This window comes from Novosphingobium sp. PhB165 (assembly GCF_004341845.1).
GTDB lineage: Bacteria > Pseudomonadota > Alphaproteobacteria > Sphingomonadales > Sphingomonadaceae > Novosphingobium.
Genome location: NZ_SLVB01000009.1, coordinates 125,385 through 150,114 on the forward strand (window position 1 = coordinate 125,385; position 24,730 = coordinate 150,114).

General features: G+C 63.4%; 18 protein-coding genes. 3 read left to right on the plus strand and 15 right to left on the minus strand.

Annotated elements, in window-relative coordinates; genetic code table 11:
* Nucleotides 1-8 precede the first annotated feature (8 nt).
* A complete protein-coding gene (locus EDF56_RS21595; protein WP_132391448.1) occupies nucleotides 9-1,433 on the minus strand; it encodes an aldehyde dehydrogenase family protein in 1,425 nt (474 codons plus the stop codon).
* 93 nt (nucleotides 1,434-1,526) lie between these two features.
* Here EDF56_RS21595 and EDF56_RS21600 point away from each other — a divergent pair, with 93 nt between their 5' ends.
* From EDF56_RS21600 to EDF56_RS21610, 3 genes are all read left to right on the plus strand, one after another.
* Nucleotides 1,527-2,417, plus strand: a complete 891-nt coding sequence (locus EDF56_RS21600; RefSeq protein ID WP_132391450.1) for a LysR family transcriptional regulator — start codon at nucleotides 1,527-1,529, stop codon at nucleotides 2,415-2,417.
* A gap of 108 nt (nucleotides 2,418-2,525) precedes the next feature.
* On the plus strand, nucleotides 2,526-3,278 hold the full coding sequence (gene yaaA / locus EDF56_RS21605) for a peroxide stress protein YaaA (RefSeq protein WP_132391502.1): 753 nt from the start codon (nucleotides 2,526-2,528) through the stop codon (nucleotides 3,276-3,278).
* A gap of 289 nt (nucleotides 3,279-3,567) precedes the next feature.
* Complete coding sequence (locus EDF56_RS21610) at nucleotides 3,568-4,947, plus strand: aryl-sulfate sulfotransferase (protein WP_132391452.1); 1,380 nt, start codon at nucleotides 3,568-3,570, stop codon at nucleotides 4,945-4,947.
* Nucleotides 4,948-5,180: 233 nt separating this feature from the next.
* Here EDF56_RS21610 and cobA read toward each other — a convergent pair whose 3' ends face one another.
* From cobA to EDF56_RS21680, 14 genes are all read right to left on the minus strand, one after another.
* Nucleotides 5,181-5,948, minus strand: coding sequence for a uroporphyrinogen-III C-methyltransferase (gene cobA / locus EDF56_RS21615; RefSeq protein WP_132391454.1), 768 nt, complete (start codon nucleotides 5,946-5,948; stop codon nucleotides 5,181-5,183).
* Nucleotides 5,945-6,280 (minus strand): nitrite reductase small subunit NirD, encoded by a 336-nt coding sequence (gene nirD, locus EDF56_RS21620; RefSeq protein WP_132391456.1) that lies wholly within the window; start codon nucleotides 6,278-6,280, stop codon nucleotides 5,945-5,947. The genes cobA and nirD overlap by 4 nt, the downstream gene beginning before the upstream one ends.
* Before the next feature lie 5 nt (nucleotides 6,281-6,285).
* On the minus strand, nucleotides 6,286-8,802 hold the full coding sequence (gene nirB / locus EDF56_RS21625; protein ID WP_132391458.1) for a nitrite reductase large subunit NirB: 2,517 nt from the start codon (nucleotides 8,800-8,802) through the stop codon (nucleotides 6,286-6,288).
* A 220-nt stretch (nucleotides 8,803-9,022) separates the two neighbouring features.
* Entirely contained in the window at nucleotides 9,023-10,252 is a 1,230-nt protein-coding gene (locus tag EDF56_RS21630) for a hypothetical protein (protein WP_132391460.1), read from the minus strand.
* Nucleotides 10,253-10,328: 76 nt separating this feature from the next.
* On the minus strand, nucleotides 10,329-11,591 hold the full coding sequence (locus EDF56_RS21635) for a nitrate/nitrite transporter (RefSeq protein ID WP_132391462.1): 1,263 nt from the start codon (nucleotides 11,589-11,591) through the stop codon (nucleotides 10,329-10,331).
* 210 nt (nucleotides 11,592-11,801) lie between these two features.
* Nucleotides 11,802-13,016, minus strand: coding sequence for a CmpA/NrtA family ABC transporter substrate-binding protein (locus tag EDF56_RS21640; RefSeq protein ID WP_132391464.1), 1,215 nt, complete (start codon nucleotides 13,014-13,016; stop codon nucleotides 11,802-11,804).
* Complete coding sequence (locus tag EDF56_RS21645) at nucleotides 13,013-13,594, minus strand: ANTAR domain-containing protein (RefSeq protein WP_132391466.1); 582 nt, start codon at nucleotides 13,592-13,594, stop codon at nucleotides 13,013-13,015. Before EDF56_RS21645 ends, EDF56_RS21640 begins: the two co-directional genes overlap by 4 nt.
* 94 nt (nucleotides 13,595-13,688) lie before the next feature.
* Nucleotides 13,689-17,855: a bifunctional nitrate reductase/sulfite reductase flavoprotein subunit alpha gene (locus tag EDF56_RS21650; protein ID WP_243652763.1), complete on the minus strand. Its 4,167-nt coding sequence runs from the start codon at nucleotides 17,853-17,855 to the stop codon at nucleotides 13,689-13,691.
* A 318-nt stretch (nucleotides 17,856-18,173) separates the two neighbouring features.
* Nucleotides 18,174-19,415, minus strand: coding sequence for a class I SAM-dependent methyltransferase (locus EDF56_RS21655; RefSeq protein ID WP_165912314.1), 1,242 nt, complete (start codon nucleotides 19,413-19,415; stop codon nucleotides 18,174-18,176).
* A 542-nt stretch (nucleotides 19,416-19,957) separates the two neighbouring features.
* Nucleotides 19,958-20,470: a cupin domain-containing protein gene (locus EDF56_RS21660; RefSeq protein ID WP_132391470.1), complete on the minus strand. Its 513-nt coding sequence runs from the start codon at nucleotides 20,468-20,470 to the stop codon at nucleotides 19,958-19,960.
* A complete protein-coding gene (locus tag EDF56_RS21665; RefSeq protein WP_132391506.1) occupies nucleotides 20,467-20,883 on the minus strand; it encodes a carboxymuconolactone decarboxylase family protein in 417 nt (138 codons plus the stop codon). The genes EDF56_RS21660 and EDF56_RS21665 overlap by 4 nt, the downstream gene beginning before the upstream one ends.
* A 30-nt stretch (nucleotides 20,884-20,913) precedes the next feature.
* The gene (locus EDF56_RS21670; RefSeq protein ID WP_207904873.1) at nucleotides 20,914-21,957 is read right to left on the minus strand and encodes an alpha/beta hydrolase; all 1,044 of its coding nucleotides are present in this window, start codon (nucleotides 21,955-21,957) and stop codon (nucleotides 20,914-20,916) included.
* 103 nt (nucleotides 21,958-22,060) lie between these two features.
* Nucleotides 22,061-23,137 (minus strand): alpha/beta fold hydrolase, encoded by a 1,077-nt coding sequence (locus tag EDF56_RS21675; protein ID WP_132391474.1) that lies wholly within the window; start codon nucleotides 23,135-23,137, stop codon nucleotides 22,061-22,063.
* 243 nt (nucleotides 23,138-23,380) lie between these two features.
* Nucleotides 23,381-24,730 (minus strand): HAMP domain-containing sensor histidine kinase, encoded by a 1,350-nt coding sequence (locus tag EDF56_RS21680; RefSeq protein ID WP_132391476.1) that lies wholly within the window; start codon nucleotides 24,728-24,730, stop codon nucleotides 23,381-23,383.

Here is a 24,730-nt window from a genome sequence, read left to right on the forward strand (position 1 = left end):
GGGAAGGTTCAGGCGGCGGGCCTCAGGATCGCGCGCGGCTCCAGGAAGGCGTCAAGGCCATAGGCACCGATCTCGCGCCCAAGGCCGGACTGGCGGAAGCCGCCAAACGGCGCGCGGGGATCGTGCGGCGCACCGTTGATGACGACGCGCCCGGCCACCAGTTGCCGCGCCACGCGCAGCGCGCGGCCTTCGTCCGAGGAGAGGACATAGGCCTGAAGCCCGAAGTCGGAATCGTTGGCGATGGCGATGGCGTCAGCCTCGTCGTCATAGGTGATGACGCTCAGGACCGGGCCGAAGATCTCCTCGCGGGCGATGCGCATGGTGTTGGAGACATCGGTGAAGATCGTCGGGCGCGCGAACCAGCCCCGATCCAGCCCTTCGGGCCGTCCTTCGCCGCCGGTCAGCAAGGTGGCACCTTCCTCCAGTCCCAGCCGGATCCAGCTTTGCACGCGGTCCCAGTGCGCGGCATTGGCCAGCGGGCCGATGCGCACTTCCGGATCGGTGGGGATACCGATCTTGAGCCTTTCCGCCTCCCGCTTCAGGCGCGCAAGGATCTCTTCCCGGCGCGAGCGCGGCACCAGAATGCGCGATCCGGCGACGCAGGCCTGCCCGCTGTTGGCAAAGCCGCTCATCAGCGCAATGGGGATCGCGGCATCGAGATCGGCATCGTCCAGGATGATCGTCGGGCTCTTGCCGCCCAGTTCCAGCACCATTCGCTTCATCGTTTCCAGCGCCGAACGCTGGATGATCCGCGCCGCCGGCGTCGATCCGGTGAAGGTGATCAGCGCCACGTCGGGATGGGCCGTCAGCGCCGCGCCGACTTCCGGGCCGGTGCCGTTCACGACATTGAGCACGCCCTTCGGAAGCCCCGCCTGATGCAGGCATTCGAGCAGGACCTGCGTCTGGATCGCGCTCTGTTCGGCGGGCTTGATGACGATCGTCGATCCCGAACCGATGGCATGGGCCAGCTTGGTCGCGATGAAGCCGAAGTTGCTGTTCCACGGCGTGATCGCCCCGATGACGCCGAGCGGCAGCATGGTCACGGCACTGTAACCGGCCGTCCGATCAAAGGCATAGTCCTCCACCGAGGCGGCCATGACCTCGAAAACGGAAGCGGTGTTCTGCACCGAAAAGCCGGTGAAATAGGCCGGCGCGCCGTATTCCTCGGTCATTGCGGCGATCAGATCGTCGGTCCGGGCCTTCACCGCGTCCCGCAGGCGGTAGAGCATGGCAATCCGCTCTGCCTTGGTGGTGCGCGCCATCGCCGGGAACGCCCGTTTGGCCGCCGCGACGGCCAGACGCACATCCTCCGCATCGCCCAGACGGACGCAGCCGATCGGTTCTTCGGTGGCGGGGTTGAAAAGGTCGAAACGCGCGCTGCCGTGCGGCGTCACGAAAGCGCCGTCGATGTAGATCTTGTCGATATTCCGCATTGTCCGTCTCCATTGGTCAGCGACGATATGGCTTACGCAGGCTGTTCCGATTAGAAGGACAATGAGAGACAGGCTGATGAGGAAAATCGCGCAATGCCCAAGGCGAGCCTCGCCGAACTGGAAGCCTTCGCCACGGTGGCGCGCCGGGGCGGCTTTCGCGTCGCTGCGCGCGAACTGGGAGTTTCCTCCTCCGGGCTGAGCCATGCCATCGCCGCGCTGGAGGAGCGGCTGAACCTGCGCCTGTTCAACCGCACCACGCGCAGTGTCGCCTTGACCGCGGCAGGCGCGCGGTTCCTGGAGGAAATCCTCCCCGCGCTCGCCGCAATCGATGGCGCGATCGAGAATGCGGGGGAGCATCTGGGAGAACCCTCGGGCCTGCTGCGCCTCAACATGGCGGCGGGCGCGGCGCGGTTCGTCATGGCGCCGCTGATCCGCGACTACCTTGACCGCTACCCCCGCATGCAGGTGGAGATCGTCAGCGAAGCGGCGCTGGTCGACGTGATCGGCAAGGGCTTCGACGCCGGGATACGGCTGCGGGACAGCGTTCCGCCCGACATGATCGCCGTGCCCATCATTCCGGAGGTGCGCCTCGTCGTGGTCGGTTCACCGGATTACCTGCGGGATCGCCCAAGGCCGATCGTCCCGCGAGACCTGCTTGCGCACGAATGCATCCGCTACCGCATGGGCAGCGGGCGCATCTATCACTGGGAGTTCGCGCGCGGCGGCGAGCGACTGGAACTGGACGTGCCGGGCCGCATGATCGTCGACGACAGCGGGCTGATGCACGATGCGGCGCTCGAAGGGATGGGGCTGGCCTATCTGGCCGAGGAGACGGTCGCCCCGCATGTTCGGGAGGGACGCCTGACGCGGCTGTTGACGGACTGGATGCCTCTGGAACCGCCGCTGTGCCTTTACTACTCCGGACGCCGTCAGGTCCCGGCCAAGCTGCGCGCCTTTATCGAACTCGCGCGCGCTCTGAAATAGCGCAGGCCGGGCATGTTCGGCGGAGCAGGTGAAAGCCGATCCAGAAGACGCCGGAAGAATGGAGGCCAAGGTTTGACGCATAAGCCGGGGCTGGCTACCGCCTGCGGCATGATCGTTCTGCTCTCGCCCGCCAAGACTCTCGACTTCGAACGCACGTTGCCGGCCCTTGCCGCCACGACGCCACATTTCGTCAAGGAAGCGCGCGATCTTGCCAAATCGGCCGCGAACCTTCCGCAAAAGCGCTTGGCGGAGTTGATGCGCATCTCGCCGCGCCTCGCAAAACTCAATGCCGACCGCTTCCGCGACTTCGCCGACCTGCCGGAGCGACAGGCACTCTATGCCTTTGCGGGTGACGTCTACACGGGTTTCGAGGTCGACACACTGGACGAGCCGGGCGTGGCCTTTGCCCAGGACCATGTGCGAATTTTGTCCGGCCTTTACGGGCTGCTTCGCCCGATGGATGCGATCCGTCCCTATCGCTTGGAAATGGGAACGCGCTGGGCGCCGCGTCACAAGAAGTTGACCGACTGGTGGGGCGACCGCATCGCCGCCCTGTTGCGGCAGGAAGTCGCAGACGAAGGATCTGGCGTAGTGCTCAATCTGGCCAGCCAGGAATACTTTGCCGCCGTCGAGGACCGGCTGAAGGGCCTGCGCGTCATCACCGTCGACTTCCGCGAGCCGGGTCCGAACGGCCCGCGTTTCGTGAGCTTCAACGCCAAAAAGGCGCGGGGCATGATGGCGCGGTGGATGTGCGAACATCATATCGTCGATGCGGATGCCATGCGCGGGTTCGACAGCGACGGATATCGCTTCGATCCGCGCGAGAGTGACGCCGACAACTGGCGCTTCACGCGGGCGTGACTGGCACGGGCGGAGCATTCGCATTTTCGATCCGCGAACCGCTCCCCTCGGCGCGCAGCTGAGACCGCGCGCAAGCGAACATCGTCGAACCGTCCAGGCAGCTTGAGGTTCAGGCGGCCGGGATAAGGGGCGGCTTTCTCGGCCATCGGGACTTGCGAGGATCTGCATCGGCAGATTGCCGACAAGCTAAACTCCATGGGGGCATTAGATTTTCTCCTTTGCCGCATTCTCAATCAAATTGATAGAGAATGCGGCCTGTTTGGCGGCAGGTCCATGAGAGGAGACATTTATGAGAAAAGCACTTTGGGTTGCTGCTGCCCTGCTCGGTTCCGCGGGAACTGCCGCACTTGCAAACCCCAGCGTCTTTCCCACGGGAACGACCCGCTACGATCCGGCGAAAGCCTGGAACGGCTATGTGATTTTCAGCGGGACCGACGAAAAGACCCATCTGATCGACATGAACGGCAACGAAGTCCGCACATGGGATCATCAGGGATTTCCGGGTGAACTCCTCGATCCGGCGGTAACGGGCGGAGCCAAGGGCCATGTCCTCGTCCAACTGGCGGCCAGCGACCAGAATGGCATCGGCACCGTGCCGGGCATGAAGATCTTCAGCAACAAGTCGATCGCCGAACTGGACTGGAACGGCAAAGTCACCTGGCAGTGGAATGGCGAGGGCACGCCGCCGGGCGAAGCGCGCCAGCACCATGACTGGCAGCGCCTGGCCAACGGCAACACGCTGGTACTCGCCAACTGGCCGCACAAGGTGGATGGCTTCACGCTGCCGCAGCAGCTTGACGATGCCGTCTACGAAGTGACGCCTGCCGGCAAGGTCGCGTGGCGATGGGCGGTATCGGAACATCTCGATGAACTCGGCTTCACGGCCGAGCAATTGAAGCTCATCCGCGAAGCTTCGACGCCGGATTACTTTCACCTCAACGACATGACGTCGGTGGGCCCCAACAAGTGGTTCGACGGCGGCGACAAGCGCTTCGCGCCCGACAATGTGCTGATCGATTCCCGCAACGGCGATTTCGTGGCCATCATCGACAGGAAGAGCGGCAAAGTCGTCTGGCACCTGGGGCCGAACCTGCCGCCTCTGGTCAGCCATGCCGCAGGCGCTCGCCCTGCCCCGGCTCCGCAGCCCGGTCAGCCGGTCGACCAGTTTGTCGGTCAGCATGACGCGCATATCATTCCGAAAGGATTGCCGGGCGCAGGCGACTTGCTGCTGTTCGATAATCAGGGCGCAGCGGGCTATCCCGACGCCGAACTCGCGACCGTTGGCGGCTCGCGCGTGTTGGAGATCGATCCCACCACGGGCAAGGTCGTCTGGTCCTACACGGCCGATAATTCCGACCAGCCGCTCTGGGCATTCCGCAGCGCCTTCATCTCCAGCGCGCGCCGCTTGCCGAATGGCAATACGCTGATCGACGAAGGCATGAACGGCCGCTTCTTCCAGGTGACCCCGGCCGGCGAGATCGTCTGGGAATATGTCAGCCCCTATTTCGCGAAGACGTCTGCCGCCGGCAGCGGCCGCCCGGTGACGAGCAACTGGGTCTATCGCGCCCAGCCCGTGCCCTACGACTGGACGCCCGAAGGCACACCGCACGAGGAAACCGCAGTCGTTCCGCCCACGCCTGCAAACTTCCACATCAAGGCGGGCGCATAACGAAAATCCCACCCGCCTGCGACGGCGCCAGGCGGGTGGGAAATTACATCAGCAAATCGGCCCGCCTCGCCCCTCCTTGGCCGACGATGCAAATGGCGTTTGCGCCTGCCAGCGGGCTCAGCGCGGCACTGCCATCCGTCCGAAGGCATTGCGCAAGGGAACTTCTTCAATGCCGTCCGATGCCCGGATCGCATCGATGATCGTCCGCGCGGCCTCATCGATGGATAAAGCCGTCACGCATATCCCTTTGCAAAGGCCCGTGACGAAGGGACCGGACGGTGCTGGCCCACAGCCTCGCCGATCAAAAGCAGGGTCGGATCGTCATCGCTGACCGTGGCGACCAGAAATGCCAATGCGGACAGGTGCCCGCGAATAAGACGCTCGCTGGGCAGCGAGACGTCCACTGCCACCATCACCGGTGTTTGGGGGTCGCAGCCCGCCGCGATCAGGGAACTGGCGATTTCCCCCGCCGCCGCGCGGCCCATATAGACGCCCAGCGTGCCCCCTGCCCTGACCAGCGCGTCCCAGTCGAGATCCAGCCGCTCGCCCGCGCGCGCATGGGCCGTCAGCAGAGTGATCGAGCGCGTAACGCCGCGCAGCGTCAGCGAGGCATTGGCGCTGGCAGCGGCAGCGCTGGCCGTGGTGACACCGGGACAGACGCGCACGGCGACGCCCGCCTGCATGAGATGGTCCATTTCTTCGGCAGAACGCCCGAACACCGAAGGATCGCCGCCCTTCAGGCGTACCACGCGCTTTCCCGAGAGGGCGGCCTGCAAGAGCAGATCGTTGATGGACCCTTGCGCCTTGCTATGCCGGCCGGACCGCTTGCCGACACTCACGGCCTCGATCCCCGGCGGGATCAGTTCGAGCACGCCCGGGCCGACCAGCGCATCGTAGAACACCACGTCCGCCGCACGGATCAGACGCTCGGCCTTGCGCGTGAGCAGGTCCGGATCGCCCGGCCCGGCGCCCACCAGCCAGACTTCGCCCGGCGCGATCAAGCGGCCACCTGCAGGGTCTGCGGATGCGCGATCAGGATGCGATCGCCTTCCCGCCGCACCGCGATCGTCGGCGTGCAGCCCCTGTCCTCTCCCTGCGCCTCGCCGCTGGCAAGGGCGATGTTCCAGTTGTGCAGCGGGCAGGCAACCGAATGGCCATGGACGATGCCTTGGCTGAGCGGCCCCTTCTTGTGCGGGCATTCGTTGACGAGCGCGAAGACTTTGTCGTCGCCTGTACGGAACACGGCGATCTCTTTCTCGCCCTCAACTTGAACAGTACGCGCACCGCGCAGGGGAATGTCGGACAAAGTGCCGATGTCGATCCAGTCGTTCATGTCATTCACTCCGCGGCAATTGCCAGAGGTTCAAGGTGCTGGTGCAGTTCGGCCTTCTCACCGGCCGCACGTTCGGCCCAGGGGTCATCCTGACTGAAGCTTTGCGAATAGAGGAAGCGGGCGCGCAGGGCCTCACGTCCCACCTCATCCTCGACGATCCGCTGCTTGACGTACTCGACGCCGACACGCTCGATCCACGGCGCGGTGCGTTCCAGATAACGCGCTTCCTCGCGGTAGAGCTGGACGAAGGCGGCGCAGTAATCGAGCGCTTCCTGTTCGGTGGCGACCTTGCAGAGCAGATCGGTGACGCGCACGTGAATGCCACCATTGCCGCCGACGTGGAGTTCGTAGCCGGAGTCCACGCAGACCACGCCGAAGTCCTTGATCGTCGCCTCGGCGCAATTGCGCGGGCAGCCGGAAACCGCGATCTTGAACTTGTGGGGCATCCACGATCCCCAGGTCATCCGCTCGGTCTTCACGCCGAGCCCGGTGGAATCCTGCGTGCCGAAGCGGCACCATTCGGAGCCCACGCACGTCTTCACCGTGCGCAGCGACTTGCCGTAGGCATGGCCGGAGACCATCCCGGCGGCATTGAGATCGGCCCAGACGGCGGGCAGGTCTTCCTTCTTGATCCCGAAAATGTCGAGCCGCTGGCCGCCGGTGACTTTCACCATCGGCGCTTCGTACTTCTCCACCACATCGGCAATCGCGCGCAGTTCGCGCGGATTGGTAAGGCCGCCCCACATGCGCGGGACTACCGAATAAGTGCCGTCCTTCTGGATATTGGCGTGCATGCGCTCATTGACGAAGCGGCTCTGCTGATCGTCCTCGTATTCGCCGGGAAGCGCGCAGAGCAGATAGTAATTGAGCGCGGGACGGCACGAGGAACAGCCGTCCGGCGTCGACCAGTGAAGCTTTTGCATCACTTCGGGGATCGACTTCATCGCTTGCGCCACGATTTCCCGTCGCACATCGTCGTGGGTGAAGCTGGTGCACTTGCACAGGGTCTTGGGACCGGATTTGACTTCATCGCCCAGTGTCAGCGCCAGCAGGTTCTCGACGAGGCCGGTGCACGAGCCGCAGCTTGCCGAAGCCTTGCAGGTGGCGCGCACCGCATCGAGGCTGCAAGCGCCCGCTTCGATGCAGGACACGACCTGCCCCTTGGACACGCCATTGCAGCCGCACACTTCCGCATCGGCAGGCAGCGCGGCCACCGCCGCCAGTGGATCGGCATTGCCGCCAGAGGCGAAAGCCTGCCCCAGAATGAGCGTATCGCGGATTTCCGAGATATCCTCGCCCTTGCGCAGCAAGTCGAAGTACCAGTTGCCGTCCGCCGTATCGCCATAGAGCACGGCGCCGACGATCCTGCCTTCCTTGATGACAACTCGCTTGTAGACGCCGCGCGAAGCATCGCGCAGGACCACATCCTCGCAGCCCTCACCGCCCGAGAAGTCACCGGCGGAAAACACGTCGAGCCCGGCAACCTTGAGCTTGGTCGACGTGACCGAGCCGCGATAGCCGGTGTGCCGGTCGGTCAGGCCGTCGGCCAGGCTGCGGCACATGTCCCAGAGCGGCGCGACAAGGCCGTAGACATTGCCCTGATGCTCGACGCATTCGCCCACCGCCAGCACGGCGGGGTCGCTGGTCACCATGTGATCGTCGACCTTGATGCCGCGATTGACCTCGAGCCCGGCGTCGCGCGCCAGTGCGATGGACGGGCGGATGCCGACGGCCATGACCACCAGACTGGCCGGAATCGCGCGGCCGTCCTTCAGGCGCACGCCCTCGACTTTGCCCTGACCATAGATTTCGGCAGTGTCGGCCCCGGTCAGGATCGTCTGGCCACGCGCTTCAAGCGCGGTCTTGAGCAGCCAGCCTGCCGCCTCGTCCAGCTGGCGCTCCATCAGCGTGTGCATCAGGTGGATGACGGTGACTTTCATTCCGCGCAGCGACAGGCCATGCGCGGCTTCCAGACCGAGCAGGCCGCCGCCGATCACCACCGCGTCGCCGCCTTCGGCCGCTGCCGCGACCATCGTGTCCACGTCCTTCATGTCGCGGAAGGAGATGACACCGGGCAGATCCTTGCCGGGCACGGGAATGATGAAGGGATCGGAGCCGGTGGCAATCAGCAGCCGGTCGTAATGGACCTTGCGGCCCGACTGCGAGGTGACCGTCTTTGCCCTGCGGTCGATGGCGGCAACGGGGTCCGAAGCGACCAGTTCGATGCCGTTGTCATCGTACCATGCGCGGGGATTGATGACGATCTGATCGAACGTCTTCTCGCCCGCCAGCACCGGCGAAAGCATGATGCGGTTGTAGTTCACATGCGGTTCGGCACCGAAAATGGTGACGCGGTAACGCCCGGCGTCGCGTGCCAGCAGTTCCTCCACCGCACGGCACCCGGCCATGCCATTGCCCACGACCACGAGATGCTCGCGCACATCATCCGATGGCACGACGAGAGCCTCGTCGTAGTCCGGCGCCGTGGTTTGCTGGGGTTCGATCCCGTCCTGAAATTCCATTCGCGAGACTCCGCAAAAAGCAAAGGGAGAAACGAGAAAAGGCCGCCATCCGGACCCTCGGTTCGAAACCGAAAGTCTGGATGGCGGCCTTGCCATCGTTCGGACCTCCACGACCCGCCAATGGGCCGCTTCGGTGATGTAAGAAGGACAGCGTCGTCCTTTGCACTGCACCATATGGGGAAACGCCCGAGGGCTCAAGCGATTCCGTCATGCCTCCTGATCAATAGGCCCAGTCCAATTGAATCCAGTACTTATCGGTATCTGTCGCCATTTCTCGGGCGTCGTAACGGGCATAGCGCAGCGATAAAGTCGTCCTGCGCAGCTTCGCAGATGCGAGAAGATCGACCTCATTGCCATAGTGCTGGTCAAGGCGGTCGCTCTCGAAACGATGCCATGTGCCTTGCAGCCCAACCGCCGAAAACGGCCCCAGCTGCTTCCAGTGATAACCGCCGCCGAAATAGAGATCGCGCACGCCGTTCGCAGGCGTGGTCAGGAACTTGTCGGCCCACCCCTGAAACTTGAAATTGGTGCCAAGCGGGGTCTGGAAACTGGTGAAGGGCTTGCCCCCGTCCGGGCCCCCGCCGGCACCGAGAACTTCGTATCCGGCATTCAGTTTCCAGCCCTTCACATCGAGCGTCGCATCCACCAGCCAATAGTTGGCATGATAGTCGCCGGGGTTGCGATGCCAGTCGAACTGGCGGGCATAACTTGCCTGCCAGGAGAGTTTCACCTCAGTGGAGAGGGCACGACTGCCCACCAATCGTGCGCCATAAGTCTGGCTGGAAAGTCTGTATCCCTGCATGGCCGCCTCGTCCTGATCGACGAGGTAGCCAAAGCCGGTCAGTGTACCGATAGGTGTCGCCAAGGACAGGTTCGCGAACACATTGTTCCCGTCCACCGCCTGCGGACGCGCGCCGTGTCCATCGACACCCCAGATCGTGCGCACGCTCCACGCATAGGACAGATCGAACTTCAATCCCTTCAGCGGCGTCACTTCGGCCCGCACGGCATCGAAAGTCTGCGCATTGTCGCGAAAGCCGACATTACCGACGAAACGCTCGTCATCCAGCGCGATTTTCTGCCGCCCGGCAGTGAGCGCGATGATCGGCGTCCTGTATTGAAGCTGCGCCAGATAGAGCGCCACATTCTGCGGATCGGCGACCAGCGGCCGGGTCGCGGCGCCATGAAGACCATCGTAGTAATCGCCCACTACCGCCAGTGTGCCTTGCGCAACGACGGTAGCGCTCAGCGGGCCGCTCGCCGCCGAAGCCCCGCCGCGAACGCGCAGCGTCAGGGCATCGGCGGAGGCGTCCAGTCCATCCTGATCGACATGCTCATAGCGCACCCGCGCCTCGGCCACGGGCTTCAGGACCACTTCATCGGCATGAGCAGAGCCGGCGCAAGACATCGCGGCGGTCATGGCGACCGCCGTTCCCAAAAGATATCGCATTGGATGTTTCCCCCCTGGGAAAGTAATTGGGCGGCGGTACGGACCCTATCGGTCCGTCCGCCGCCTCCCTCTCCGATCAGATACGCGCGCCGGTCTTCCAGTTGGCGCGCCAGCGGGTCTTGACCAGCGCCACGCCCGCCTGGGCAGCCACGGCGAGCCCCGCGAAGATCAGGAAACCGGGCGCGAAGCTGCCGGTCATCTGCTTGGCAAGGCCCAGCGAGCTGGCCAGGTAGAACCCGCCGATCCCGCCCGCCATGCCGACGAGCCCGGTCATCACGCCGATCTCCGCCTGAAAGCGCTGCGGAACGAGCTGGAAGACCGATCCGTTACCGGTGCCCAATGCCAGCATGGCCAGCACGAACATGCCGAGCGCGCCTGGCAGCGAGTGTGCCTGCGCCACCCCGACCAGCGCGACGGCCGCGACCGCATAGACCATCATCAGCGCCTTCACGCCGCCGATCCGGTCCGCCAACGCGCCGCCCATCGGCCGCACCAGCGATCCGGCAAACACGCAGCCCGCAGTGCAATAGCCGGCGGTGATGGAGGTAAGCCCGAACTGGTCGGTGAAGTAGATCGGCAGCGAGGCGGCAAGGCCCACGAAACCGCCGAACGTCACGGCGTAAAAGCCCATCAGCCACCATGCGTCGGCCTGCTTCAGCGGCCCGAAGTAATCGACCAGCTTGCGCGGCGGCGGCTGGTTGGGGGCATCCTTGGCAAGGATCAGATAGACCACCAGAACCACCGAAAGCGGAATGCAGGCAAGGCCCAGCACGGCGTTCCAGCCGAAGGTCTTGGCCAGCATCGGTGCGAAAAGCGATGCCAGCACGGTGCCCGAATTGCCCATGCCGGCAAGCCCCATCGCCTTGCCCTGATGCTCGGCCGGATACCAGCGGCTGGCCAGCGGCAGGGCGATGGCAAAGCTGGCTCCGGCAAAGCCAAGGATCACGCCCAGCGCCAGCGTGCCGCCGAAGCTGTTCACGCCCACGAACCATGCCGTGAACAGGCCCACGATCACGATCAACTGGCTGATCGCGCCCGAACGCTTGGGGCCGATCCGATCCACCAGCAGCCCGTTGACCACACGCAGCAAGGCACCGGCAAGCGTCGGCACCGCGACCATCAGGCCCTTTTCGGCAGGCGTCAGGCCGAGCGTCTTCGAAATTTCCGGCGCCAGCGGGCCCAGCAGGACCCAGACCATGAAGGCCAGATCGAAATAGAGAAAGGCAGCGATAAGCGTCGGCGCATGGCCGGCTTTCCAGAAGCTGGTGGCCGGGGCAGCCTCAGATGTATCTTCGGCCAGCGCGGCCTCTCCGTCACGTTTCCAGTAAGCGGTTGCCATCGTAAGTCCCCCGTAAAACGGACACGAAAAAAGCCGCAGGCCGGACGTCACCCTTGGGTGAGACCGGTCAGCGGCTTTGCTGCGAATTTCGGTGAGGATGGCGCTCCACCGTTGAAGCGGCGCATCCAGATATGATCACGCGCCTTCGCGTGAGATCTGCATCATCAGACGATTCGGCTCATGTTGCAAGGCACAAAATTTCGGCCGCTTTCAGTGCGACTGCGAAAAGCCCTTCAGATATTCGTCGATCCGATCAGGATCGAACACCCGGCCGTCGAAGAAGCGATCGGCGCCGAGTGTCAGATCGCCCTTGCGCGAACCGACCGCCAGCGGACTGGCCACGGCGCCTTCCAGTTTCATGCTGGCCCCCGGCATCGGTACGTCGCTCCCGGCAAGGGCGCGGCGGAACACGTCGGGACGAAACACCGCGCCAGCTTTCGCGGCGTTTTCGGGCGAATGTTCGACCATGCCCCAACGCACCAGCTGGGAGTAGATCCACAGCGCCTGACTGCGCCACGGAAACGACGTGGCCTCACGCGAGAACAGCACGAAATCCGGTGCAGCGACTGCGGCATCGCCCGCGCGCGGAATGATCCGGCCCGACAGCGCGCGCAGGATCAGATCGGCAGGCTGGTTCACATAGCGCGCATCCGCCAGCAGGTCCGCCAGCGCCTCGTGATTGGCGGGCTCATCGCACCATGCGGCGGCCCGGGCCAGCGCACGCAGCAGACGGTCGGCCGTCTCCGGGTTCTCGTCCAGCCATGTCTCGCGGAAGGCCAGCACTTTCTCGACCCCGCGCTGCCAGATCCGCTCTCCGATGGCCACCGCCTCGGCCCGGCCGGAATCGATGGCGGCGCTGCCCCACGGTTCACCGGCGATGAACCCGTCGATCTCCCCCGCGTGGATTGCCTCGACGGTGAGCGAGGGCGGCAATACGCGCAGCACCACGTCGCGATCGGGATCGATGCCCGCGCTGGCCAGCCAGTAGCGCAGCATCAGGGCATGGCTGGAGAAACGGTGCACCACGCCGATTACCGGCTTGCGTCGCCACAGGCCGATGGCAGAGGCAAAGTCGTGCGCCGTGCCCACCGGATCGGCAAGCCGCCGCGCCGGATCGGGCTCCAGCGCGGCCGAAAAATCGCGCGCCATCACCAGCATGTTGCCGTTGACGCCCAGCTTGTAAGGCGCGGCCAGTGCGGCGGGCTGCTGGCTGAGCCCCAGCGTTACCGCGACGGCCAGCGGGGCCAGCATGTGCGCCGCCTGCACCTGACCATAGACCAGCCGGTCGCGCAGCGTGGCCCAGCTCGTGGTGCGAACGAGGTCGAGCGCGATGCCCTCTTCCTCCGCAAAGCCACGTTCACGGGCGACAGCGAGCACGGCCACGTCGTTCAGCGGCAGGAAGGCGATACGAAGGTTGGTCGTCATAGTCCGCCTCCCAGAAGGTCGCTGGCGGTAATCAGCGCCTGCGCCACATCCACGATCTTCTTGCCCTGGTTCATCGCGCTGCTGCGCAGCAGTCCATAGGCATCCTGCTCGGAAAGGCCGCGCTGGTTCATCAGGATCGATTTCGCGCGATCCAGCACCTTGCGATCGGCCAACGCGGTGCGCGCTTCCTCCAGCTCGGTCTGCATCTTCGAGAAGGCGTTGAAGCGCCGCACCGCCAGTTCCAGCACCGGCTTCACCCGCTCCTTGCGCAGGCCATCGACCACATAAGCCGAAACGCCTGCGTCGATGGCGGCGCCGATCATCGCCTCGTCCGATTGATCCACGAACATGGCGATGGGCCGCGCCAGCGCGCGGCTGACCGACAGCATTTCCTCCAGCGTGTCGCGGCTGGGACTGCCAAGGTCCATCAGCACGACATCAGGCGCCATGCGTTCCAGCCGCGCGACGAAGGCGCCGCGCGGGGGGACGATGTGAATATCGTCGTAGCCAGCCTCGCGCAGCCCTTCCTCAAGGACGGTTGCCCGCAAGCCGCTGTCATCGATGATGACGATTCTCATGTCCCGCCCCCGGCATACCGGCGTTGCTGATCGTTGAGTGGTTCGGGCATGTCAACGACCGATCCGGATCATCGGCGGCAAGGTATTCCCCGGTTCAGTAGACATCGCGGACATAGCGCTTTTCGCTTTGCATCTGCGCCACATAGTCGCTCGCGTCCTCGCCGCTCATGCTGCCATGTTGGGCAACGATCTGCTTCAGCGCCTTGTCGACATCCTTGGCCATGCGTCCGGCTTCCCCGCAGACATAGAAATGGGCGCCGCCGTCCAGCCATCGCCAGAGTTCCGCGCCTTCTTCCAGCATCCGGTGCTGGACATAGATTTTCTCTGCCTGATCGCGCGAGAAGGCCAGGCTGAGCCGGTCGAGATGGCCGTTCCGGCGCCATTCTTCGATCTCTTCGCGGTAATAGAAGTCCGTCGCGGCGTGCTGCTCGCCGAAGAACAGCCAGTTGCGTCCCTTGGCGCCGCGGGCCTGGCGGTCGTGCAGGAACCCCCGGAACGGGGCGATGCCGGTGCCTGGGCCAACCATGATCGCGCCGCGTGCAGGATCGGCCGGCGGATGGAAATGCGCGGCGGGCTGGAGGAAAATGCCGACGTCGGCATCCTGTGCCCGGTCGGCCATGAATGCCGAACATACGCCGTGGCGACTGCGACCTTCGCAGGAATAGCGCACCGTCGATACCGTCAATTGCACTTCGTCCACCTGCGCGTGGGGGCTGGACGCGATCGAATAGAAGCGCGGCTGCAGCGGACGCATGACCTGCCCCAGATCGCCGGGGCTCAGACGGACGCCTGTCTCGTGCAGAACGTCGGCGATCTGGCGGCCCCACAGCCACCGGTCGAATTCCGGCTTCCGATCGGGATCGAGCAGGGGTGCGAAGGACGCATCCGGGCGGCGCTCCGCGATCAGTTCGAGGATATTGCGGTTGAGCCGGGCAATATCCCAATGCCGGACCAGCGCATCGAAAAGCGCCATCTCGCCCACCTGTTTCACCGCGACGGGCGCTTCGGCGGAGAGATCGAGGACGTTCAATATTTCGGCGGCCAGCGTGGGGCAGTTGACCGGCCAGACACCCAACGAGTCCCCGGCCTTGTATGCAAAATCGCGCCCGGCCAGGTCGAAACCAAGCTGACGGACCTCCTTCGCAGCCCCCGCTCCGCTCAGCAGGGTATTGCGCGAAAGCGCGGTCCTTAGCGGTGCCTTGCGCGAATAGACGGCAACTGCGACGGCTTCGGCGACTGGCCGCTCCGCCGTCTCTATGATGCGGGTTGGCGCCGGCACAGATCCGGCATCGGAAGCACTATCCGGCCGAAGCGCGGCCAGAGTACTCGCGACCCAGGAGGCCGCGGCCTCTTCGTAATCGGGCTCGCAATCAATGCGGGGGGCCAGCCTTGCCGCGCCCAGTTCCTCAAGCCGCGCATCGAGTTTGCGCCCGAAACCGCAAAACTGGTCGTAACTGGAATCGCCGAACGCAAGGACGGAATAGCGTAGGCCTTCAAGGCGCGGAGCCGCCGCTTCCGTCAGTGCCGACCAGAACTGGCCGCCATTGTCCGGCGCATCGCCGTCCCCGAACGTGCTTGCAATCAGCAGCACTGCGCCCGCATCGGCCAGTTCGGCGGGTTTCACCGCATCCATGGCCAGCAACCGAACATCGTGCCGCGCCTGCTTCAACTGACCGGCGCAGGCCTGGGCGAAAGTTTCGACATTGCCGGTTTGCGAGGCCCAGAGCAGAAGAACCTCGCCGGATGAAGAATGGCCCGATGAAGGGGCGACGGGCGCTGCGTTTCCATCGGGGAGAGGTGCCCGCGCGAAGAGACCTGCCAACAATCCGTTCACATAGTGCCGCCGCTCCGGATCGAACGGGGAACCTTGCGGGACGAGGGGCACATCGCGCGCAGGCAGGGTTTCCAGCGATCGCAGACCGGAAGTGAAGCCCGTGAGATAGGCTCTTTCCTCATCGGAAAGACGCGGCGGCTGCGCGGCTTCCAGCCCCATTACGCGTTCGAAAACGTCAACGGCGGCCTGTTGCATGGGCGAATACCCCGAAAGCGATGGCGAAGAAGGCGCACGGCCTGCGGCCGTATGCGCAACGGTTTCAGTCTCGGCAGGGCCGGACACCCGCATCAATGCGACGGCGGAAAACTTGAATTCGGGCTGCAGCGATATCGGGTCCACCGCGTCGCTGGTCACGGCATTGATGGCAAGATCGTCGCCGAAAACGTCGTTCCAGTGAAACGGCGCGAAGCAGTTGCCCGGGCGAACCCGGTCGGTGACGACCGCCGGCAGCACCGCGCGTCCGCGCCGCGACCGCACTTCCACCTGATCCCGCTCCCCGATACCCAGCGACGCCGCGTCCTCCGGATGGATTTCGACGAACGGGCCGGGGTTGAGCTTGTTCAGCGTGGGCACTTTCCCGGTCTTGGTCAGGGTATGCCACTGGTGCTGGAGGCGCCCGGTGTTCAGGACCAGCGGAAATTCTTCGTCCGGCATCTCGGCGGCGGGCATGTGCGGGCGCGGCAGGAAATGGGCTTTTCCGCTTTCGGTGGGAAACGCGATGCGCGGCTGGGAGCCGTCTTGCTCCACGCGCAGGGTCTGGGAGACGCCGTCGTTCAGATAGCGGATGGGATTGCGGTCGGTTTCGGTTTCCGGCGGACAGGGCCATTGCATGGGGCCCTGCCGCAGCCGTTCGTGGCTGGCGCCGCGAATGTCGTATCCGGTCCTCATGTTCTGGAACTGGCGGATTTCCTCGAAAACCTCTGCGGCGGAGTTATACGTGAAGGCGTCGGCATAGCCCATCGCGCAGGCCACGCGGGCAATGATCTCCCAGTCCGCCATTGCCTCTCCGGGGGGATCGACGGCCTTCTGCATCAGCGTCAGATTCCGCTCCGAATTGATCATCACCCCCTCAGCCTCTGCCCAGAGCGCGCCCGGCAGGATGATGTCGGCGTAGCGGTTCGTTTCGGTATCGATGTAGACGTCCTGACTGATCACCAGTTCGGCAGCCTCAAGCCCGGCGATCACCGTCTTGCGATTGGATAGGCTGGCAACGGGGTTGGTGCAGATGATCCAGCACGCCTTGATGCGCCCTACCGCCATATCCTCGAACATCGCCACCGTTCCCGCGCCGGTTTCGGTGCGGAGCGTGCCTCTCGGCACACCCCATGCGTCCTCCACGAAATGACGATCGGCTTCGCTGGTGGTGGCGCGCTGGCCGGGCAGGCCCGGGCCCATATAGCCCATTTCGCGCCCGCCCATCGCATTCGGCTGCCCCGTCAACGAGAACGGCCCGCTGCCGGGACGACAGATCGCCCCGGTGGCGAGGTGCAGGTTGCAGATCGCATTGGTGTTCCAGGTGCCGTGGGTGCTCTGGTTCAGGCCCATGGTCCAGCAGGTCATCCACTCGCCCGCCGCGCCGATCCATTCGGCAGCCTGGCGCAGATCCGCCTCGGGAATGCCGGTCACTGCGGAGACGCGTTCCGGCGCATAGTCCGCCAGAAAGTCCGGCATGGCCTCCCACCCTTGCGTGAACCGGGCGATGAAGTCGCTATCGAAGCCGCCAGAAGCAACCAGCAGGTGCAACAGGCCATTGAGCAGCGCGAGATCGGTGCCGGGCCGGATCTGCATGAACAGGTCCGCCTTGTCGGCCGTGCCATTGCGGCGCGGATCGACTACGATCAGCTTCGCCCCGGCCTTCACCCGGTCCATCATGCGCAGGAACAGGATCGGATGGCAGTCCGCCATGTTCGCGCCGATGACGAAGAACAGGTCCGCCTTGTCGAAATCCTGATAGGAACCGGGAGGTCCGTCGGCGCCGATCGACAGCTTATAGCCGCTGGCGGCGCTGGCCATGCAGAGCCGCGAATTGCTCTCGATATTGTTGGTGCCGATGAAGCCCTTGCAAAGCTTGTTGGCAAGGTACTGAGCCTCCAGCGACATCTGCCCGGAGACATAAAAGGACACCGCATCGGGGCCGTCCCGGTCGATAATCGCGCGCAGACCGCTGGCGGTCCGATTGATCGCCTCGGTCATGGGAATGATGCCCTGATCCGTGCCGCCGGCAATGCGGAAATAGGCCGCATCCGCGCGCCCGGGCGCGGTGACGGGGACGTTGCAACTGCTTCCCTTCGTGCAGAGACGGCCGAAGTTGGTCGGATGGCTCTTGTCGCCGGTCACCTTGACGATCCGACCGTCGGCCACGTCCATGACGATGCCGCAGCCGACGCCGCAATAGGGGCAAACGCTTTTGACGGTCTTGCGATTCACGCCTGCCTTCCGCACGAAAAAGGCGCCATCGATCATCACCTGAACAGGTGGATCGATGGCGCCGTTGCCATTTCAAAATTGATGGTAATCTGGGAACCGACGCCGCATCGTTGCGGAATGGTTCCTAACCCCGACAATGTTTGTCAGATGAGAAACGACCCCGCAAGCGTCTTTTTTTGCGCTGCACAATCTGTTCGTTACTCAGGGACCGGTGCTGATCCTCATTGACCTGCCCCCCGAAAGGTCCGTCATTCTGCTATGGTGTTCCCCCTGAGACGGCAGACGGAGCGGCAGGCGCAGCACGGATCATCGCGATCTTCAATGGGTATGTGCGAGCATGATCTGGTGATAGGGATTGAAGGCCAGAAGATTATCGATGGTATCGGACTCGCGAGCAAATACGCCTAATTCGCGAACACGGCCGGTGCCGCTGGTCATGCGCAGGCGGCGATAGGCACTAAAGCCGGTATGTCGCTTCATGAATTCGATTTCGCGAGCGGCGTCGGAGCCGGATTCCCAAAACACGAAGTGCGACACGTGGCTATCGATCTTTTTGGCGATCTTGACTGCCGTGTCACCCTTGTCGAGGAAATGATATAGTACAGTCAGCATGATCGCGACTTCGAATACCTGGTCGCCCAAATCGACGTTTTCCGCGGTATCCTGCCGAAAATCACACTGCGTGTTGAAAAGTTCGTTGAGGATCGAAGCGGTGCTGAAGTGGCAATCTTGCGGCTCCACACCAACGACGTGCGCGCCCATACGGCTGAAATGACGAGAAAAATATCCGGCGTTGCAGCCGATATCCAATACGCTCGCTGGCCGGATATAGCCGAGCGTGTCGGCTATGCAGCTGAGCCGGTTCGGGAAGAAATTGTCCCGATAGGCAAAGGGGATATGGAATTGTGGATGCTCGATGGGAGCGTAAGGTTGGCTATAGCCAACCTTGTCGACATGGTTGCGCACGCGCTCGCCGATGGATGGCTCGAATAACGCCGAGAAGGATGAACGCGACATGCGCACATTGGCCCAACGTTCGCGGCGCGCAATCAAATAGCAGGTGCGATGATGGCCATCCCGCAGAATGAAGCGGCCGGTCGATGCATCATATTCGCCTTCAAGAAGAAAGGCTTCGTCTTCAATGCCATTTTCCGCATAACGTGCATTGAGATGATTGAAATAGTCGTAGCGCTGGGAAATTTGGTCCGCCGCACTGCACGGCAGAGCTATACCCATTGTGTTATGAATGGTGTTCCACCAATTCTCGTAATAGCTGACATCGAGCTGCGAAGGATCGAAGAAGCCTTCGAAAAGCCGGATGTGGGACCGTAGGCTCATGATTGGTAAGCCGTCGGTGATATTGTGCTGCTGATGCCATAGCGGCGGGCGCTCGGCATAGGCGTTCGGACCATGGATAAAGTCGTTGCTTTCGCAGAACAACATTTCCACGGGCACGCGGCAAATATGCTTATCGCCATCGATGTTGTATGGTTTATGCATTATTTTTCCTATGAAATCAGGATCGCTATTGAGCGCAGCGTCGGAGGCGTTCGGCAGCAAGGTCTATAAAAATAGTGGGGGTGTCAGCGGATATTCATAACCATGACTACGGAAATTTATGATCCGGCAGAACAGTCCGTGCCTGAACGACGGGCTGGGAATTTACCTCAACGCGGACACAACCTTCCGGGGTGCGCAATGATGCAATCCACCCGATGGGCCATAGGATGAGCCGTCGTTTCGATTATCGGCTCAGGCATCGCGGAGCTTTGGAAATTCATCTCTGACAACCTCATCAAATTGCGCGCATTGAGGGAGCGAAGTGCCCGTACCGCTCGCGTGTTCACGTGCTTCTGCATTTATAGAGGGGTGGAGAGATTATTGGTCCGCTCCGACGGAAGCAGGCCTTGCCGGCTGCAACGGCGCTGACGACTGTTCTCAGATGGAAGAAGCGCCAAACGAAGCCCTTTGGCCGAAACGGCAAGGGCTTCGTTTGGCGGCATCCAAATCCGGCCCAAGGACGCCGCCCCGGCGGCGATCAAGAGGCATCGGCTGACTTTCAAATTGTCTGCTTCGCCGCGCGGGAAAGGCCGCGCGGCAGATCATGGCTTGGCTGTGTCCGCGTTACCGCCCCGGTATTGCGCGTCGCTGACCTTCTCCATCCAGGTCACCGACTTGCCGTCCTGGCTTTCGGCAAGCGCGACATGGGTCATTTCCGCGGAAGGGGCGGCGCCATGCCAGTGTTTCACGCCTGGTGGGATCCAGGCGACGTCGCCTGATTCCAGGGCTTGCGCGGGCCGGCCCCATTCCTGCACAAAGCCGTGGCCACTCGTGACGATCAGCGTCTGACCGAGCGGATGCGTGTGCCAGGCGGTTCGCGCGCCGGGCTCGAACGTCACGGTCGCCCCGCCGATCCGCGCCGGTGCACCGCGCTGAAAACGACCCTGCACACGCACCTTGCCGGTAAAGTTCTCTTCCGCCCCGACGCTTGACGCCCCGGTGCCGTGCTTGATGACGGAGACGCTCATGTCTTCCGACTTCGGTTCAGCCGTTGCGATCGCCGATAGCGACATCATGCCGACAGCGACGATGGCCGAGTGCGCCGGCCGCCTCATTTGGAATTGAAGACGTCACGGGCAATGCCAACGGCATTGATGGCGTTCGGCCATCCCGCGTAAAAGGCAAGCTGCGTGATCGTTTCCACCAGTTCGGTCTCGGTGACGCCGTTTCGCCGCGCGAGCTGCATGTGTGAGCGCAGCTGCTCCGGACGGTTCAGCGCAATCAGTGCGGCAACCGTGATGAGGCTGCGGTCGCGCTTTGCGAGACCGGGGCGTTCCCAGACGTCACCAAGCAGTACGTCGTCGGTCAGCTCTGCAAGCTTGGGAGCGACATCGCCCATGAGCTGCTGGGCACGAGACGGCGGCGTTTCCGTCGCACCGGTGGGTGCTTGGGCATGGGCCATCGTGGCAATTCCTCCGGTCATCATGATGCCCATGGCGAAAAGCGTAGTCTTGGCGATGATTTTCATCATGGGGTCCTCGTCGAAAGCTGGAACGGGTTATACGTTCTTGGCGTAGAAGGTCGTGAGCTTGCCCATGGCCGCATCGACGTACCGGGGAACCCAGTAGGTCTGGATGTGCGAGGCGCCCTCGATCTTGAACAGCTCCTTGGCATCGGTGCCGGTCGCCTTGGCGAAAGCATCTTCGGTCATGTAGCCGCTGTCGGCCTTGCTTCCGGCGATCATCAGCAAGGGCTGGTCGATCAGCTCGATCTGGTCGGTCGCGTCCCAGCGCATCAGGTCCATGAGGCTGCTTACCGTATAAGTGCCACCCGAGCCGGGATAGGCGCCGGAATTGGGGTGCCCGTTGGTCCGCTCGTAATAGACGGCCCCCTCGCGGTACATTTCAAACGGCAATGCGGCGATCTGGGGATCGGTCAGCGGGGCGCCGCCTCCAACATAAAGGACCTGGCCGCCGGATGCTTCCTGCGCGCGGGCAACCGACGCCTGTCGCAGTCGCTCCTGGATCGTGTGCAGCTGCGAATCCTCGAAGCCATTGCGCCGGACACGACCGGAATTGAACATGCTGATTGTCGCGACGGATTTGAAACGCTTGTCGACTTTGGCTGCCGCGAGCGAGTAACCGCCGCCGCCGCAGATCCCAAGCAGGCCGAGCCGGGCGGGATCGACGCCGGGATAGCTGGAGATAAAGTCCGCCGCGCCGTGGATATCTTCGATGCGCGACTGCGGCTTGTCAGTATTGCGGGGCTCACCGCCGCTCGCCCCCTGATAGGCGGCGTCCATGGCGATCGCGATGTAGCCCTGTTCTGCAAGGCGCTGCGCATAGAGACCCGCGACCTGTTCCTTCACCCCGCCGTTGGGATGCGCCACGACGATGGCAGGGTACTTCCGGCTCGGCTCGTAATTGGCAGGCGTGTAAACGTTGGCGGCGATGTCCAGCCCGAGTACCTTATACTTGACCGGATGGATCTGGACCTTGCCCGCCTCGTTTTTGGTAAGCGCACCATCGTAGACGAGCGTGAACGGGTTGTTCCGGTAGTCCAGGCGAGGAGCCGCGGGTGCGGTAGCAGATGCATCGGCCATAGAGGGCATTCCTATCAATCCGGAGGCGAGGACGAGCGCGGTTCCGCCCAGGAACGCGCGCCGGCTTCGATGGGGGTAGTCGGTCATTTTCGGCTCATCCTGGTCAATCGAGATGCTTCTCGGAGAGAAATGCGGAGACTTGGTCGGCGATCTGAACGTTGTTGAGATCGGACATCATGAAGTGCGTATTCCCGCGTATGCCGATGTCGGGGAGATGGACCAGCCGGGCATCTCCGCCATCCCGATTGACGGCCGCGACCCAAAGTTTTGCCATCGCGAGGCGCACGCGCCAGTTATCCTTGCCACGTTCGCTCGTAGGCTCGGTCGGAATGTTGTCGCCATAGTAGATGACGATCGGAATGCGTGTGAGCTTCGCGAACTCAGCCGGGGCAATTTCGACCGGCCTCAGGGTTCCTGCCGCGCTCGGCATCGCGGGAGGCACCTCCCCTTTGGGAAAGACGAAGCCGCTTCCCGGCTCGAACGCAACGATCGCCTTGACGTTCGCGCTCTGGATTGCGGTCAACCATCCCGGCTCACCCCCTTGCGAGTGGGTGAAGAGGATGGCGGGGCCCGTCTTCGCCAGCAAGGCGGCCATCGCGGCGGAAATGATCGTGGCATCGTAGGGCCCGGTATTCGGCGTAACCGAGCGGAAAAACTGATCGAGTGTCTCGGGCCTGGGATCGAACTGTACGCCCTCAAAGAAGTTTGGCCAGGTCCCCAGGCGAAACTGGTCGAAGAAGAGCTGGTCGTTCGGCACCGGCTCGATAGTAGTCGCGATGCTGCTGTTGCCGGCCCGGCCACGGCGCGGCTGATCGACCAGATACGTGCTGAAATTGCGGCGCAGGAAGATCGTCTGAAAGCCCTCGCGCCCATCCGGCGTTGTCTCCCAGCTTCGTCCGGACTGGTAGGCACCGTGAAGCATGACAATCGGCAGGCGCCTTGGATTTTCCGGCATCTGGTAGAAGGCGTAGAGATGATCTGCGTGGATGCTTTGCCCCGCAGACGTAGGGGCATTGTTGTCGAATGATCCGGGCGCCGTGCGAACCGTTCCGCCGATCGCGAAACTTCCCTGCTCGCGAATGACCAAGGGAAGAGGGCTCGCTGGGGCGCAATGTGCGGCCACGGCAACCACCCCCAACGATATCGCGACTGCGGCAGCGGTAATCGCGCGGGACAACATGGCGCTTCCTCCTGGTTTGCGTCGGAGAATAGCGCGGGAGATTTTATCTGATTAGGGAGCTAAATGCGCATGTAGTAATTAGCCACGCTTATCAACGGACGGGGACCTTCAGCAAAATCGCGCGGCAAAATGACCGGTTGAGCGTTAATCTACCCGCCTGAGGGTGTCGCGCTGATCGAATTAGCGTCCGGCTGTCGACGGGTATCTGCTCCCGTCAGCGGGAACAGCCGGGCGCCACTTTGGTCAGGTCGAGGATGGCAGACGAACCTGCACTTCGAAACCGGGGCCATGCGCCGGAATCTGCGCTGTTCCGCCATGAGCGAGCGCGATGGCCTTGACCATGCTGAGGCCCAGCCCATGGCCCTCGGTACTACGTGACCGTTCTGCGCGCGCGAAGCGCCGGAACAGTCTGGCCCGCTCCGCCTCGGCGACCCCTGGCCCGTCGTCCGACACGGTCAGGATGATCTGTCCGTCCCTCGTGCATGCTTTCAGGTCGACGACCGTACCCACCGGCGTGTGACGCAAGGCGTTATCGAGCAAATTGGCAAGGGCCTGGTTCAAGAGCCGCCGATCGCCCAGCAAGGTCATTCCGGGTTGGATCGCATGCCGGAGCATCCTGTCGCCATCCTCGAAATCCGGAGCGTAGGTCTCGACCATCTCTTCCAGCAAGGTCGAAACATCGACATGCTGTCGAGGGAGTTTTTCGGAGAGCCCCTCTACTTCCGCGATCCGGAGTACGGCCGCGAATATCTCCAGAAGCCCGGCCGATTGTGCACGGGCGCTGTCGATCAAACGGTGCAGGTCGGCGGGATCGTCCGACGCGTCAGCTCTTTCGAGACTGCTGTAGAGCCGGGTCAGAGGCGTGCGCAGGTCATGGGCGACATCGCTCGAAACCTGTCGCAGATTTTCCATCAGACTTTCGATGCGATCAAGCATGCCGTTCAGAGTCTCGGCGAGACGGTCGAACTCGCTGCCCGATCCGTCCAGTGCAATGCGGCGCGTCAAATCGCCATCTATGATCGCTTGCGCCGTTGCATCGATGCGGCCGAGTCTGCGGCGGGTCACCCAACCGATGAAACCCGCGGCAGCAAGCCCGAGGACCAGCGTGGCCGCTAAGGCCGCCGCAAACAGGCGGCCCAAGGCCCAGTCGATCTCGTTGAGATCCGACCGATCCGCCGCCACAATCAGGGTACCCCCAGGAACGCGGGTAGTCAGCGCTTGTGCAATCCCTTCATGCCCCGACACTTTGTGGCGATAGGCGAGGAGTTCCTCGAAGCCATCGCGCGCCGGAACTTCGGCGCCAAGCGCTCCGGCAATCGGTTCGCCGTGATCGCCTACCAGCAGATATTCCAGGCTGGCCGTGGAGCGAGCTGCCTCGCGCCGGTGAATTCCTGCGGCCAGCGCCGGAAGGCCTTCGTGCCGGGCTTCTGCAAGCAGGGCCGAAGTTTCCGCTGCGATGCGATGGTCGAGTTGCTGTTCGAGCGCCTCGTGTGTCACTTCGTAAGCGATCGCACCGATGGCCATGGTCGCGAGCGCAAACACGAGTGCGACGACGGTGATTAGACCCGTGGTCGTCCTCCAAAACCGGCGCAT